At 59.3% G+C, this 14,568-nt stretch carries 13 protein-coding genes; 3 read left to right on the top strand and 10 right to left on the bottom strand.

Features of this window, described 5'->3' with window-relative positions; genetic code table 11:
- Positions 1 to 19 precede the first annotated feature (19 nt).
- The 7 genes from greA to grpE form a co-directional block, all read right to left on the bottom strand.
- Complete coding sequence (greA, locus tag INT12_RS01680) at positions 20 to 496, bottom strand: transcription elongation factor GreA (protein WP_017847415.1); 477 nt, start codon at positions 494 to 496, stop codon at positions 20 to 22.
- Complete coding sequence (gene carB / locus INT12_RS01685) at positions 493 to 3,714, bottom strand: carbamoyl-phosphate synthase large subunit (protein WP_017847414.1); 3,222 nt, start codon at positions 3,712 to 3,714, stop codon at positions 493 to 495. Before carB ends, greA begins: the two co-directional genes overlap by 4 nt.
- Positions 3,715 to 3,819: 105 nt before the next feature.
- The gene (gene carA, locus INT12_RS01690) at positions 3,820 to 4,956 is read right to left on the bottom strand and encodes a glutamine-hydrolyzing carbamoyl-phosphate synthase small subunit (protein WP_193058742.1); all 1,137 of its coding nucleotides are present in this window, start codon (positions 4,954 to 4,956) and stop codon (positions 3,820 to 3,822) included.
- 259 nt (positions 4,957 to 5,215) lie between these two features.
- Entirely contained in the window at positions 5,216 to 6,022 is an 807-nt protein-coding gene (gene dapB, locus INT12_RS01695; protein WP_026140082.1) for a 4-hydroxy-tetrahydrodipicolinate reductase, read from the bottom strand.
- A 10-nt stretch (positions 6,023 to 6,032) separates the two neighbouring features.
- A complete protein-coding gene (dnaJ, locus tag INT12_RS01700; RefSeq protein ID WP_017847411.1) occupies positions 6,033 to 7,157 on the bottom strand; it encodes a molecular chaperone DnaJ in 1,125 nt (374 codons plus the stop codon).
- A 316-nt stretch (positions 7,158 to 7,473) separates the two neighbouring features.
- Positions 7,474 to 9,390 carry a molecular chaperone DnaK gene (gene dnaK / locus INT12_RS01705; RefSeq protein ID WP_017847410.1) on the bottom strand — a complete coding sequence of 639 codons (1,917 nt, stop codon included), beginning with the start codon at positions 9,388 to 9,390 and terminating at the stop codon, positions 7,474 to 7,476.
- A gap of 102 nt (positions 9,391 to 9,492) precedes the next feature.
- Positions 9,493 to 10,053, bottom strand: coding sequence for a nucleotide exchange factor GrpE (gene grpE / locus INT12_RS01710; protein WP_017847409.1), 561 nt, complete (start codon positions 10,051 to 10,053; stop codon positions 9,493 to 9,495).
- Between the two features lie 254 nt (positions 10,054 to 10,307).
- Here grpE and recN point away from each other — a divergent pair, with 254 nt between their 5' ends.
- A complete protein-coding gene (gene recN / locus INT12_RS01715) occupies positions 10,308 to 11,981 on the top strand; it encodes a DNA repair protein RecN (RefSeq protein ID WP_017847408.1) in 1,674 nt (557 codons plus the stop codon).
- 89 nt (positions 11,982 to 12,070) lie between these two features.
- Here the strand turns inward: recN and fur are convergent, their stop codons facing one another.
- Positions 12,071 to 12,475: a ferric iron uptake transcriptional regulator gene (gene fur, locus INT12_RS01720; RefSeq protein WP_026140081.1), complete on the bottom strand. Its 405-nt coding sequence runs from the start codon at positions 12,473 to 12,475 to the stop codon at positions 12,071 to 12,073.
- 98 nt (positions 12,476 to 12,573) lie between these two features.
- On the opposite strand from fur, the gene INT12_RS01725 reads away from it, so the two are divergent.
- A complete protein-coding gene (locus tag INT12_RS01725; protein WP_017847406.1) occupies positions 12,574 to 13,101 on the top strand; it encodes an outer membrane protein assembly factor BamE in 528 nt (175 codons plus the stop codon).
- A 63-nt stretch (positions 13,102 to 13,164) separates the two neighbouring features.
- Here the strand turns inward: INT12_RS01725 and INT12_RS01730 are convergent, their stop codons facing one another.
- Both INT12_RS01730 and INT12_RS01735 read right to left on the bottom strand, forming a co-directional pair.
- Positions 13,165 to 13,467, bottom strand: coding sequence for an RnfH family protein (locus tag INT12_RS01730; protein ID WP_046382037.1), 303 nt, complete (start codon positions 13,465 to 13,467; stop codon positions 13,165 to 13,167).
- Positions 13,460 to 13,894 carry a type II toxin-antitoxin system RatA family toxin gene (locus INT12_RS01735; protein ID WP_017847404.1) on the bottom strand — a complete coding sequence of 145 codons (435 nt, stop codon included), beginning with the start codon at positions 13,892 to 13,894 and terminating at the stop codon, positions 13,460 to 13,462. Before INT12_RS01735 ends, INT12_RS01730 begins: the two co-directional genes overlap by 8 nt.
- A 168-nt stretch (positions 13,895 to 14,062) precedes the next feature.
- Between INT12_RS01735 and smpB the strand changes: the two genes are divergently transcribed.
- Positions 14,063 to 14,545, top strand: coding sequence for an SsrA-binding protein SmpB (smpB, locus tag INT12_RS01740; RefSeq protein WP_017847403.1), 483 nt, complete (start codon positions 14,063 to 14,065; stop codon positions 14,543 to 14,545).
- Positions 14,546 to 14,568: the final 23 nt, after the last annotated feature.

Raw genomic sequence — 14,568 nt, forward strand, 5'->3', positions numbered from 1 at the left:
ACGAAGCGGGCGCCGCCTTTCAGACATGGCGAACTTCAACAATCTCGTACTCGATCACGCCACCGGGCGTTTTCACAACCACCACATCACCCTCTTCCTTGGCAATCAAGGCACGGGCCAGTGGCGAACCGACGGAGATCTTGCCGAGTTTGAAGTCAGCTTCGTCTTCACCGACGATGTGGTACACCACGCTTTCGTCGGTTTCGACATTGGCGATTTCCACCGTGGTGCCGAAAATCACTTTGCCGGTGTGCGGGATGGTCGTGACGTCGATGATGACCGCATTCTGCATACGGCCTTCGATGTCACGGATCCGCGCCTCGACCATACCCTGCTGCTCGCGGGCAGCGTGGTATTCGGCGTTTTCCTTCAAGTCACCCAGCTCGCGGGCCGTACCGATGTCCTGGCTCAGCTTTGGACGTACGACCTTGGTCAGATGGGCGTGCTCCTCTTCCAGGGCCTTGGCGCCCCGAACGGTCATTGGGTATTTGATCATGCCTTCAATCCTGCGTGTAGATCCTGCAAGCGACGCACGGTCTTTTCCGGACCGAACTTGAGCGCTTCGCAGATAGCTTCGCCAGCAGCAATGGTCGTGGTGCAGTAGATCTTGTGCTGCAAGGCATTACGACGAATGGAGTAAGAATCCGCAATCGACTGACGACCCTCAGTGGTGTTGATGATCAGAGTGACTTCGTCATTCTTGATCATATCGACCACATGCGGACGGCCTTCCGTCACCTTGTTCACGCGACGCACTTTCAGACCCGCCGCTTCAATCAGCCTGGCGGTCCCGGCGGTGGCCACGATCTCGAAGCCCAAGTTGATCAGATCACGGGCCACGCCTGCAACCAGTGGCTTGTCATCGTCGCGCACGCTGATGAAAGCAGTACCGCCGGTCGGCAGCACTTCGCTGGCGCCCATCTGGGCCTTGGCGAACGCTTCACCGAAAGTATCGCCCACGCCCATCACTTCACCGGTGGACTTCATCTCTGGGCCCAGGATCGGGTCCACGCCAGGGAATTTGGCGAATGGGAACACCGCCTCTTTCACGCTGTAGAAGTTCGGAATGATTTCCTTGGTGAAGCCGATTTCCTTCAGGGTCTTACCGGCCATCACGCGGGCAGCGATCATGGCCAGGGACACACCGATGCACTTGGACACGAACGGCACGGTACGCGAGGCGCGCGGGTTGACTTCGATGACGTAGATGTCTTCGCCTTGCAGCGCCAACTGTACGTTCATCAGGCCGACCACACCCAGTTCCAGGGCCATTTTCTTGACCTGTTCGCGCATCTCGTCCTGGATGTGCAGTGGCAGCGAGTAAGGCGGCAGCGAGCACGCGGAGTCACCGGAGTGAACGCCCGCCTGTTCGATGTGCTGCATGATTGCGCCGATGACCACGTCAGTACCGTCGCAAACCGCATCCACGTCCATCTCGATGGCGCAGTTGAGGAAGTGGTCCAGCAGCACCGGGCTGTCGTTGGACACTTTCACCGCATCACGCAGGTAACGCTTGAGTTCTTCTTCTTCGTAGACGATTTCCATCGCCCGACCGCCCAGTACGTAGGACGGACGCACCACCAGCGGGTAGCCGATCTTGCTGGCCGCACGCAGGGCTTCGTCTTCGCTGCGCACGGTAGCGTTTGGCGGCTGACGCAGGTTCAGGCGCTCGACCATTTGCTGGAAGCGCTCACGGTCTTCGGCACGGTCGATGGCGTCTGGGCTGGTGCCGATGATCGGCACGCCAGCGGCTTCGAGGGCGCGAGCCAGTTTCAGCGGGGTTTGGCCGCCGTACTGGACGATCACGCCTTTAGGCTTCTCGACGCGCACGATTTCCAGCACGTCTTCCAGGGTGACCGGCTCGAAGTACAGGCGGTCGGAAGTGTCGTAGTCGGTGGAAACGGTTTCCGGGTTGCAGTTGACCATGATGGTCTCGTACCCGTCTTCGCGCAGGGCGAGGGCGGCGTGTACGCAGCAGTAGTCGAACTCGATGCCCTGGCCGATACGGTTCGGACCGCCACCCAGGATCATGATCTTGTCGCGGCCCGACGGTGCAGCTTCGCACTCTTCCTCGTAGGTGGAGTACAGGTAGGCGGTGTCGGTGGAAAACTCGGCGGCGCAGGTGTCAACGCGCTTGTAGACCGGGAAGATGTCCAACTTGTGGCGATGAGTGCGCAGGTTTTTCTCAGTCACACCCAGCAACTTGGCCAGGCGCTGGTCGGAGAAACCTTTGCGCTTGAGGCGGAACATGGTGTCGCGGTCGATGCTGGCCAGACCCAGGGTCTTGACCTTCTCTTCTTCCTTGATCAGATCTTCGATCTGCACCAGGAACCACGGATCGATCATGTTCATGCCGAAGATGTCTTCGACGGTCATGCCGGCGCGGAACGCGTCAGCAACGTACCAGATACGCTCGGCGCCCGGCACGGTCAGCTCGCGCTTGAGCACGCTCATGCTTTCCGGATTGCTCAGGTCGAGCTTCTCGTCCAGGCCGCAAACGCCGACTTCGAGGCCGCGCAGGGCTTTCTGCAGGGATTCCTGGAAGGTCCGGCCAATGGCCATGACTTCGCCGACCGACTTCATCTGGGTGGTCAGGCGCGCGTCAGCCTTGGGGAACTTCTCGAAGGCGAAACGTGGCAGCTTGGTCACGACGTAGTCGATGGACGGCTCGAAGGACGCCGGGGTCTTGCCGCCGGTGATGTCGTTCGACAGTTCGTCCAGGGTGTAACCCACAGCCAGCTTGGCCGCGACCTTGGCGATCGGGAAACCGGTGGCTTTCGAGGCCAGGGCCGACGAACGGGACACACGCGGGTTCATCTCGATCACGACCATGCGGCCGGTGTTCGGGCAGATACCGAACTGCACGTTGGAACCGCCAGTCTCCACGCCGATCTCGCGCAGTACCGCCAGGGAGGCGTCACGCAGGATCTGGTATTCCTTGTCGGTCAGGGTCTGTGCCGGAGCAACGGTGATCGAGTCACCGGTGTGTACGCCCATCGGGTCGAAGTTTTCGATGGAGCAGACGATGATGCAGTTGTCCTTCTTATCGCGGACAACCTCCATCTCATATTCTTTCCAGCCGATCAGGGATTCGTCGATCAGCAGCTCTTTGGTCGGCGACAGGTCCAGGCCGCGGGCGCAGATTTCTTCGAACTCTTCACGGTTGTACGCAATACCGCCACCGGTGCCGCCCATGGTGAAGGACGGACGGATGATGCACGGGAAGCCCAAGGTCTCGAGGACCGCATTGGCTTCTTCCATGCTGTGGGCGATACCGGAACGCGGGCACGCCAGGCCGATGGATTTCATCGCCTTGTCGAAGCGCGAACGGTCTTCGGCCTTGTCGATGGTGTCGGCGTTGGCACCGATCATCTCAACGCCGAATTTTTCCAGGATGCCTTCGCGTTCCAGGTCGAGGGCGCAGTTCAGGGCGGTCTGGCCGCCCATGGTCGGCAGCAGTGCGTCCGGACGCTCTTTCTCGATGATCTTGGCAACGGTCTGCCACTTGATCGGCTCGATGTAGGTGGCGTCGGCCATGGCCGGGTCGGTCATGATGGTGGCCGGGTTGGAGTTCACCAGGATGACGCGGTAACCCTCCTCGCGCAGGGCTTTACAGGCCTGGGCGCCGGAGTAGTCGAATTCGCAGGCCTGGCCGATCACGATCGGGCCAGCGCCGAGAATCAGGATGCTTTTTATGTCTGTACGTTTTGGCATGGGTTTGTCACTCAAATCCGCAGGTCAGTCGGCAAGCCGTCTTGAACAATCTTTGAAGAGCCTGCGGGGGCCACCGACAGTCGGGGCCGCCCGCAGGCCGCTCAGTCAGCGTCGCTTGGCCATCTCATTGATGAAACGGTCGAACAGCGGCGCTACGTCGTTCGGGCCCGGGCTGGCTTCAGGGTGGCCCTGGAAGCTGAACGCGCTCTTGTCGGTGCGCTCGATGCCTTGCAGGGAACCGTCGAACAGCGACTTATGGGTCGCACGGACGTTGGCCGGCAAGGTCGTTTCATCCACCGCAAAACCGTGGTTCTGGCTGGTGATCATCACTACGCCAGTGTCCAGGTCCTGTACAGGGTGGTTCGCGCCGTGGTGGCCGTGCCCCATTTTCAGGGTCTTGGCGCCGGAGGCCAGAGCGAGCAGCTGGTGGCCCAGGCAGATACCGAACACCGGGATCTCGGTCTCCAGCACGTCCTTGATCGCCTTGATGGCGTAGTCGCATGGCTCAGGGTCACCCGGGCCGTTGGACAGGAACACGCCGTCCGGCTGCAACGCCAGGACGTCGCTGGCAGGGGTTTGCGCCGGCACCACGGTCACGCGGCAACCGCGCTCGACCAGCATGCGCAGGATGTTGTACTTGATGCCGTAGTCGTAGGCCACTACGTGGTAGGGCAGATCAGCGGCGTCGATGGTCGCGTGGCTGTCGGTCTTCAAGTCCCAGACAGTGGAGCGCCAATCGTACTGTTCCTGGGTGCTGACGACTTTCGCCAGGTCCATGCCCTTCAGGCCAGGGAAGCCTTGCGCCGCAGCAATTGCCGCAGCCTCGGAGATATTCTCACCGACCATGATGCAGCCGTTCTGCGAGCCTTTTTCACGCAGGATGCGTGTCAGGCGGCGCGTATCGATACCGGCGATCGCCACAACGTTGTTGGCTTTCAGGTAATCGGACAGCGACATCGTGCTACGCCAGTTGCTCGCAACCAGTGGCAGGTCACGAATCACCAGGCCCGCGGACCAGACGCGATTGGACTCGACGTCTTGCGGTGTAGTACCGGTGTTGCCGCTGTGCGGATAAGTCAGGGTAACGATCTGTTGGGCGTAGGAAGGATCGGTAAGGATTTCCTGATAGCCGGTCATGGCAGTGTTAAACACCACCTCTCCAACGGTTTGACCGTCGGCTCCAATGGCTTCGCCGCGAAAAATGCTGCCATCAGCAAGGGCGAGTATGGCTGGCTTAGTCAAGAAGACCTCCCGTAAATAAAGCCTGAAAGGGCGATCGCAGGTTGTAAAAAAGCGGAGTGACGTATGGACACGTCACCCCGCTTCTTCACTGAATTATTCTGCGCGCTTTTAGTGGACACACTAAAGCTGTAGCTTACAGAAAAAGGCTGTTTTGGTCCACCGCTAATGAGCCTTAAAGGCAGGAGAATGCGACAGGACGTCGCTTAGCGGGTAAAAACGAGGCCTTAGGATAATCCCGAGGCCCCATTTTAGCTACTGATTAGTGCAGATCCAGCACATCGCGCATGTCATACAGACCCGGCGCACGCCCATCCAGCCACAGCGCGGCACGCACCGCACCCTTGGCGAATGTCATGCGACTGGAGGCTTTGTGCGTGATTTCCAGGCGCTCGCCTTCAGTGGCGAACAGCACGGTGTGATCACCGACGACGTCGCCACCACGAACGGTGGCAAAACCAATGGTGTCACGCGCACGCGCGCCGGTATGACCTTCACGCCCGTACACCGCCACCTTCGACAAGTCGCGCCCCAGGGCATCGGCGATAGCCTCACCCATGCGCAACGCGGTTCCCGACGGCGCATCGATCTTGTGGCGATGATGGGTCTCGATGATTTCGATATCCGCCTCATCGCCCAGCACGCGCGCCGCCAGATCCAGCAGCTTGAGCGACAGGTTCACGCCCACGCTGAAGTTGGCGGCAAACACGATGGGAATATCCTTGCCCGCCTCGACCAGCAACTGCTTCTGCTCAGCGCTCAAGCCGGTGGTGCCGATCACCATGGCCTTGCCCGCCTTGCGGCAGAACGCCAGGTTTTTCAGCATCACGTCCGGCAGCGTAAAGTCGATCAGCACGTCGAATTCGTCCGCCACCTGCTCCAGGTTGCCGGACAACGACACCCCGATACGCCCCAGCGAAGCCAGCTCACCGGCATCGGCGCCGATCAGCGTACTGCCTGGGCGAACGATCGCCGCGGTCAGGCCGGAGGCCGGCGAGCGCTGCTGTACCGCTTCGATCAGGGTTTTACCCATGCGCCCGGCAGCGCCCATTACGGCTATACGTCGCATACTCAATTCCTTACAAGTCGCCGAAGAAGCGCTTCACGCCATCGAAGAAGCCCGTGGTTTTCGGCGAATGGGAGTCGTCACCTTCCAGCGAACTGCGGAACTCTTCGAGCAACTCGCGTTGGCGACGGCCCAGGTTGACCGGCGTTTCCACCGTGACACGGCACATCAGGTCGCCCGCACCGCCACCACGCACCGGCGCCACGCCTTTGCCACGGATACGGAACTGCTTGCCGGTCTGCGTCCCCTCAGGGATCTTGAGCTTGACCCGACCATCCAGGGTCGGAATCTCCAACTCGCCGCCCAGCGCCGCGTCGACGAAACTGATCGGCACTTCGCAGAACAGGTGCTTGCCGTCGCGCTGGAAGATCGAGTGCTCGCGCACATTGATCACCACATACAGGTCCCCCGTCGGGCCACCCTGGGTCCCCGCCTCGCCTTCGCCCGACAGGCGAATGCGGTCACCGGTATCCACGCCCGCCGGCACTTTGACCGACAGGGTTTTGTACTCTTCGACACGCCCTTCGCCGTGGCAGGCATCGCACGGGTCAGAGATGATCTTGCCTTGGCCTTGGCACCGCGGGCAGGTTTGCTGCACCGAGAAGAAGCCCTGCTGCATGCGGACCTGACCGATACCACCGCAGGTCGGGCAAGTGATCGGCGAGGAGCCTTTCTTGGCCCCCGAACCATCGCACGGCTTGCAGTTGACCAGCGTCGGCACGCGGATATTGACGCTGGTGCCGCGCACGGCTTCTTCCAGGTTCAGTTCCAGGGTGTAGCGCAGGTCGCTGCCGCGCTGGGCACCGCCACGCTGACCACCGCGGCCACCACCGAAGAAGTCGCTGAACACATCGCCGAAAATATCGGAGAAGTTCTGGCCGCCGAAGCCGGCACCGCCGCCACCCATGCTCGGGTCGACGCCGGCGTGACCGTACTGGTCGTAGGCCGCACGCTTATTGGGATCACACAGGCATTCGTAGGCCTCGTTGGCCTCTTTGAACATTTCTTCGGATTCTTTGTTATCCGGATTACGGTCCGGGTGGTGCTTCATCGCCAGGCGACGGTAAGCCTTCTTCAGGTCCGCCTCGCTGGAACCGCGCTCCACACCCAATACTTCGTAATAGTCACGCTTTGCCATAAGTCTTTGCACTCTTAAGGACGTTCAGCCAGACCCTCCTGAGCCTTGCCGAACTCGTTGAGCCCCAATACAGGCCCGGACCCAACTCACGTCAATTCAACGATCCTGGTCATAACTGCTTTCAGCCAGGGACCCGGCCAAAAACGCGGTGACTGTCGCCGGAAAGCAGGAGCATTCCCGATCACACCGCCAGCATCCGAGCCTTGTCGCATGCTGTAAAAATTCGCATACCCCAGACACGCCAACGCGGGAGCAAGCTCCCGCGCGGCGACATCCTACCAGTCACCGCTTGATAGCGGTCAACCGGCCAAGCAGATTACTTCTGCTCTTTGACTTCTTCGAACTCGGCATCGACAACATCATCGTGCTTGGCTTCAGGCTCTGCCTGATGCGCGGCACCGTCAGCTGGCTGACCTTGCTCGGCGTACATTTTCTGAGCAACCGGCGCGGAGACCTTCGACAGTTCCTCAACCTTGGCTTCGATGGCCGCCTTGTCGTCGCCTTTAACTGCGGCTTCCAGGGCAACCAAGGCCGCTTCGATTGCGGTCTTCTCTTCGGCAGTCACTTTGTCGCCAGCTTCAGCGATCATTTTGCGCGTCGAGTGAACCAGTGCGTCGCCCTGGTTACGGGCAGCCGCCAACTCTTCGAACTTCTTGTCAGCCTCGGCATTGGTTTCCGCATCACGAATCATCTGCTGAATTTCTTCATCAGACAGACCGGAGTTGGCCTTGATGGTGATCTTCTGCTCTTTGCCGGTAGCCTTGTCTTTGGCGCCTACGTGCAAGATGCCGTTGGCGTCGATGTCGAAGGTCACTTCGATTTGTGGCACGCCACGCGGTGCTGGTGGAATCTCGGCCAGGTCGAACTTGCCCAGGGACTTGTTCTGCGCCGCTTGCTTACGCTCACCTTGCAGCACGTGAATGGTCACGGCACCCTGGTTGTCATCGGCCGTCGAGAACACTTGCGATTTCTTGGTAGGAATCGTGGTGTTTTTCTCGATCAGCGCAGTCATCACGCCACCCATGGTTTCGATACCCAGGGTCAGCGGGCTGACGTCCAGCAGCAATACGTCTTTCACGTCGCCGGCCAGTACCGCACCCTGGATGGCAGCACCCATGGCAACTGCTTCGTCCGGGTTCACGTCTTTACGTGCTTCTTTGCCGAAGAACTCGGTCACCAACTTCTGAACCAGTGGCATACGGGTCTGACCGCCGACCAGGATCACGTCGTTGATCGCACTCACTTCGATGCCGGAGTCTTTCAGCGCGATGCGGCAAGGTTCGATGGTGCGCTGAACCAGGTCTTCAACCAGCGCTTCCAGCTTGGCGCGCGAGATCTTCACGTTCAAGTGCTTAGGACCGGTAGCGTCTGCAGTGATGTACGGCAGGTTAACGTCGGTCGACTGAGCCGAAGACAGCTCGATCTTGGCTTTCTCGGCAGCTTCTTTCAGACGCTGCATGGCCAGCGGATCACCCTTGAGGTTCATGCCGCTTTCTTTCTTGAACTCGTCAACGAGGTAGTCGATCAGACGGATGTCGAAGTCTTCACCACCCAGGAAGGTGTCGCCGTTGGTGGCCAACACTTCGAACTGGTGCTCGCCGTCAACTTCCGCGATTTCGATCACGGACACGTCAAAGGTACCGCCACCCAGGTCATAAACGATGACAGTGTGGTCGCCCTTGGCTTTGTCCATGCCGTAGGCCAGAGCGGCTGCGGTTGGTTCGTTGATGATACGTTTTACGTCCAGGCCCGCGATGCGGCCGGCGTCTTTGGTCGCCTGGCGCTGGCTGTCGTTGAAGTAGGCCGGAACGGTGATCACCGCTTCAGTCACGGCTTCACCGAGGTAGTCTTCGGCGGTTTTCTTCATCTTTTTCAAGATTTCAGCCGAGATCTGTGGCGGCGACATTTTCTGGCCGTTCACTTCAACCCAGGCGTCACCGTTGTCAGCCTTGGCGATTTTGTAAGGGACCATCTTGATGTCTTTCTGTACGACTTCTTCCTCGAACTTACGCCCGATCAGACGCTTCACCGCGTACAGGGTGTTGTGCGGGTTGGTCACCGCCTGACGCTTGGCCGACTGACCGACGAGGATTTCGCCGTCGTTGGCGTAAGCAATGATCGACGGCGTAGTACGCGCGCCTTCGGCGTTTTCGATGACTTTTGCAACGCCGTTTTCCAGCACGGAGACGCAGGAGTTGGTGGTCCCCAGGTCGATACCGATAATTTTGCCCATGATTTACTCTCCCGAAACTTGAATTTGGATGCCGCAGCAGTGGTGGCTAACTGCGGTAGCACTTAAACGCTTGACTTATAAATGGGGGCCTTGCGGCGTATTTCAAGCCTGTTCATCAATCGAAGGTGAAACCGGTGCAGGCGCCTTGCTGACCACGACCATTGCCGGACGCAGCAGGCGACCGTTGAGCTGGTATCCCTTCTGGAATACTTTCAACACGCTGTTTGGCTCAAGGTCATGACTTTCCTGCATCGCCATGGCCTGGTGATGCTCGGCATTGAACGGCTCGCCGCCTTGCGGATCGACAGCCTCCAACTGATAACGCTTCAGGGTGTCCTGGAACATTTTCAGGGTCAGCTCGATACCTTCACGCATCGGGCGGATGTTTTCGTCATCCGGGTTGGACAACTCAAGGCCGCGCTCCAGGCTGTCGATGATCGGCAACAGATCACCGGCGAATTTTTCCAGCGCGAACTTGTGGGCCTTTTCTACATCCTGCTCGGCACGGCGGCGGACGTTCTGCAGATCGGCGGCAACACGCAAAGATTGATCCTGCGCAGCGGCCAATTGCTCTTCGAGCACTTGCACACGAGTCGCCAGCTCATCACCGGCAGCCGAATTGGCGTCTGGAGTTTGCGTATCCTGCGTCTGTTCGTCAGCCATAGATTTCTCCTTTCAAAATCATGCGCGAACTCAACTCGCGCTTCTGTTCCGGTATATGGGGCCACAATTTCCAGGTTCAAGGGTGCGGGCGTCACCAAAAGTCTTTCATCTGATCCAGATCAATTCCGACCCATTCATTCCTCTTCGCACTAAAAAAAACATCGAAGCAAGCAAATCGAGCTAAGCGCCAGGATTGTCAGCCCGGAACAAAACACTGTATAAATAACCAGACCTAAAGCCTGGGAGCGGCCGTCATGCTCGTGCACCTGTCCGTACATAACTACGCCATCGTTGAACATCTGGATCTCGAACTGGATCGCGGGATGAGCGTAATCACAGGCGAAACCGGCGCCGGCAAGTCGATCATGCTCGACGCCCTCGGCCTGACCCTGGGCGACCGCGCCGACAGTGGCGTGGTACGCCCCGGCGCAGACAAGGCCGACATCCTGGCGACCTTCGACCTGGCGGACATCCCCGAAGCCGAAGCCTGGCTTGCCGAGCGCGACCTTAATAATGAAGGGCCGTGCATCCTGCGCCGGGTCATCACCGCCGAAGGCCGCTCCCGTGGCTACATCAACGGCACGCCCTGCCCGCTGGGTGACTTGAAAGCCCTGGGCGAGCTGCTGATCGATATCCACAGCCAGCACGAACACCAATCCCTGCTCAAAACCGACACCCATCGCCGCCTGCTCGATGAATACGCCGGCGCCACCGACCTCGCCCGCCAGGTCCAGCTCGCCGCCCAACGTTGGCGCCAGACCCGCCTGGAACTGGAGCGCCTCTCCAATTCCGGCGACGAGCAACGCGCACGCCACCAATTGCTCAGCTATCAACTCGAAGAGCTCGAAAGCCTTGGCCTCGGCGAAAGCGAGCTGGAACAGCTTGAGCAGGAACACAAGAACCTCACCAACGCCGAAACCCTGCTGGGTATTTGCCGCCAGGTGGTGGAGCAATGCAGCGAGAGCGACTCGGGCAATGTGCTCAATGCACTGACCGTCAGCCTCAATCGGCTGTCCAGCGTGAACAATGCGTCCGGCTCGCTGAATGAAGCCACAACCTTGCTGACCAGCGCGCAAATCCAGGTAGAAGAAGCCGTAGGCGAACTGAACCGCTTCCTCGATCACTTCGACGCCGACCCGGCACGCCTGCAGGAAATAGAAGAGCGCCTGGACACCATCTACACCCTGGCGCGCAAACATCGGATCCAGCCGACTGAAGTGGCAACGATGCAGCAGAAGCTGCTGGATGAAATCGAAACCCTGAACGCGAATGACGAGTCCATTGAGCGCCTGGGCGACGAGCTGGCTTCTTTCGCCCGCCATTACCAAGAGAAGGCCCGCGAACTGAGCGATCTGCGCCATCAAGCCGCCACGAGCCTGGCCGGCGCGGTCGAGCAGGAAATCCAGCGCCTCGGCATGCCCGGCGGCCGCTTCACCATCGAACTGCACAGCAATACCAGCGCCGAACTGCAGCCCCACGGCCTGGAACAGGTAGAACTGCTGGTCAGCGCCAACCCAGGGCAGCCGCTCAAAGCGCTGGCAAAAGTCGCCTCCGGGGGCGAACTATCGCGGATCAGCCTGGCGATTCAGGTGATCACCGCCCAAACCTCACGGGTGCCGACGCTGGTCTTTGACGAGGTAGACGTTGGCATTGGTGGCCCGACCGCAGAAATTGTCGGCCAACTGCTGCGTCGCCTGGGGGATCGCGGCCAGGTGCTGACGGTTACCCACTTACCGCAAGTAGCCGCCCAAGGGCATCAGCATTTGTTTGTACACAAAGTACGCGGCAGCGATGCGACACACACGGCGGTGTCCAAGCTGAACAAGTCGGAACGCGTGGAGGAAGTCGCGCGCATGCTCGGCGGCATCGACCTGACCAAGGAGTCCCTGGCCCACGCGAAGAAAATGGTGGTGGCGGCGAAGGCCTGACCAAACCGGCAATTTTCTCTCTGTAGAAAGCACGAAGGCGACCCGGGGGTCGCCTTCAATCGTTCCGCAGAGCGAATCTGCGTCGATTTTTACTTTTTCTTACGTACGTAAAGAACCAAATTGTGGTCCGACAGATCGTAGCCATGCTCCTCGGCAATTGCCTTCTGCAGCCGCTCGATTTCCGGGTTGGTGAATTCGATAACCTCACCAGTGTCCACGTCGACCATGTGGTCGTGATGACCACCATCAGCCAATTCGAACACTGCGTGACCGCCGTCGAAATTATGACGAACCACCAGCCCCGCGGCTTCAAACTGGGTCAGCACGCGGTAAACCGTGGCCAGGCCAACGTCCTCATTGGACTCCATCAGCGCCTTGTAAACATCCTCGGCACTCATGTGGCGCTGCTCAGCAGAATCGAGCATTTGTAGAATCTTGACGCGTGGCAGAGTCACTTTAAGACCGGCTTTGCGTAGTTCGCTATTTTCAACCATGGTTAGCTTTCTCGCGGATGCTGCTTCGCAGCTTCTCTTAATACGGGTATGATCGGCGTTTACGTTGTCCCAGCCAAGATAGTGGAAGTCGCCCACCGATGCAAAACACCAAGCTCTTGCTAACCAGTTTCACCTTTGTGGGACTGCTCGCACTCGCCGGTTGTTCATTCCCCGGGGTTTACAAAATCGACATCCAGCAGGGCAATGTCGTCACGCAGGACATGATAGACCAGTTACGCCCGGGAATGACCCGACGGCAAGTACGGTTTATTATGGGTAACCCCCTGCTGACTGACACTTTCCATGCCGATCGCTGGGATTATCTCTACAGCATCCAGCCTGGGGGCGGTGAACGCCAACAGGAACGCGTCAGCGTCATCTTTAATGGCAATGATCAACTGGTCAGTCTGTCCGGCGATTTCATGCCCGGCGTAAGCCGCGATGACGCCTTGCTGGGCAAGGATAACGGCACCAACGTGACTGCGCCTGCGCAGGAAGCCGAGAAGCCGAAATCCGAAGTACCGGCCAAGCCTGGCTCATTGCTCGACAAGATCCAGAAAGACGTCGACCGCGTACAAACAGTTCCAGTCCCGACGCCACAGCCTCTGGACACCAGCCCGCAGTAAGTTTGCGACGCTCGATAAAAAGCCCGGCATGCCGGGCTTTTTGTTGCCTACAGATTCGCCGGCCTATGAACGCTGTTGCTTGGCCAACGCCGCCTTGGCCGCACGCAGCCGCCGCACTTCTTTGGGGTCGGCCAGCAGCGGGCGGTAGATCTCGATACGATCACCTGACTGCACGGTGCAGGTATCGGGGTCGACCACCGCCTTACCGAATACCCCCAACGGGCAATCAGCAAGGTTCACCTCAGGAAAGTGCGTAGCAATCCCCGACGCCTGCACCGCAGCCCGCAGGCTCGTCCCCGCTGGCACCGCGACCGCTACCAACACCTGGCGATCCACGCCGGCATACACCACTTCAATCTCAACCATGCAGTTGCTTGGCTCGCTGACAGAATGCGTCGACCAGGGTATTGGCCGCCTGATTGAACAAAGGCCCCAGCGTCGCCCGCACAATGGGCCCCGCATAATCGAAGGACAGATCCAGGCTGATCTTGCAGGCTTTCTCGGTCAACGCCTTGAACACCCAGACACCATGCAACTGGGTGAACGGCCCTTCCTGCAGATTCATTTCAATGGACTTGCCCGGCACCAGGACATTGCGTGTCACAAAGTGCTGGCTGAGCCCCCCCTTGGCCACCCCGACACTGGCAACCATGTGCTCATCACCGCCTTCCAGCACCTCGGCGGTTGAGCACCAAGGCAGGAATTCCGGGTAACGCGCCACGTCGTTGACCAGGTCATAAAGCACCTGGGCCGGATAGGGCAGCAGGGCCGAACGTTGAATATGCGTCGTCATGTGAGCGTTATTTCCACAGCTGAGCGGCAAACATCGCGAAAGAACAACCCGATCCGCGAGAGAAAAAAACCAAAGAACTGCCGGTATTGTCCGGGATTCGTCCAACACGCTCAAGCACGCAGGTTGACCGTAGCCGACACGCTCGCAACGCCCTATAATGCCGCCCCTATGGCTAAACAAAAGAAACACCCCACAGGGACCATCGCGCAGAATAAAAAAGCGCGACACGATTACTTCATCGAACATCGGTTCGAGGCTGGTCTGGTCCTGGCCGGCTGGGAAGTAAAAAGTCTGCGTGCCAGCAAGCTGCAACTGGTCGACAGCTATGTGCTGCTCAAGGATGGCGAGGCATGGCTGCTCGGCAGTCATATCACCCCGCTGACCACCGCGAGCACGCATGTGATTGCCGACCCGGTACGCACACGCAAGCTGCTGCTCAATGCCCGCGAACTGGACAAGCTCGCCGCCGCCGTACAGCAGAAAGGCTATGCCTGCGTCTGCCTGTCCTGGTATTGGAGCAAGCATCTGGTCAAGTGCGAGATCGCACTGGGCAAAGGCAAGAAGGAATACGACAAGCGTGACACCGAGCGCGAGCGCGATTCCGACCGCGAACTGCATCGCGCCGTGCGCAACAAGGGCAAGGAAGAATAATCCTTGTGCCGCTGTAGCCTAGG

The organism is Pseudomonas sp. K8 (genome assembly GCF_014889455.1).
In the GTDB taxonomy this organism is placed as follows: Bacteria; Pseudomonadota; Gammaproteobacteria; order Pseudomonadales; family Pseudomonadaceae; genus Aquipseudomonas; species Aquipseudomonas veronii.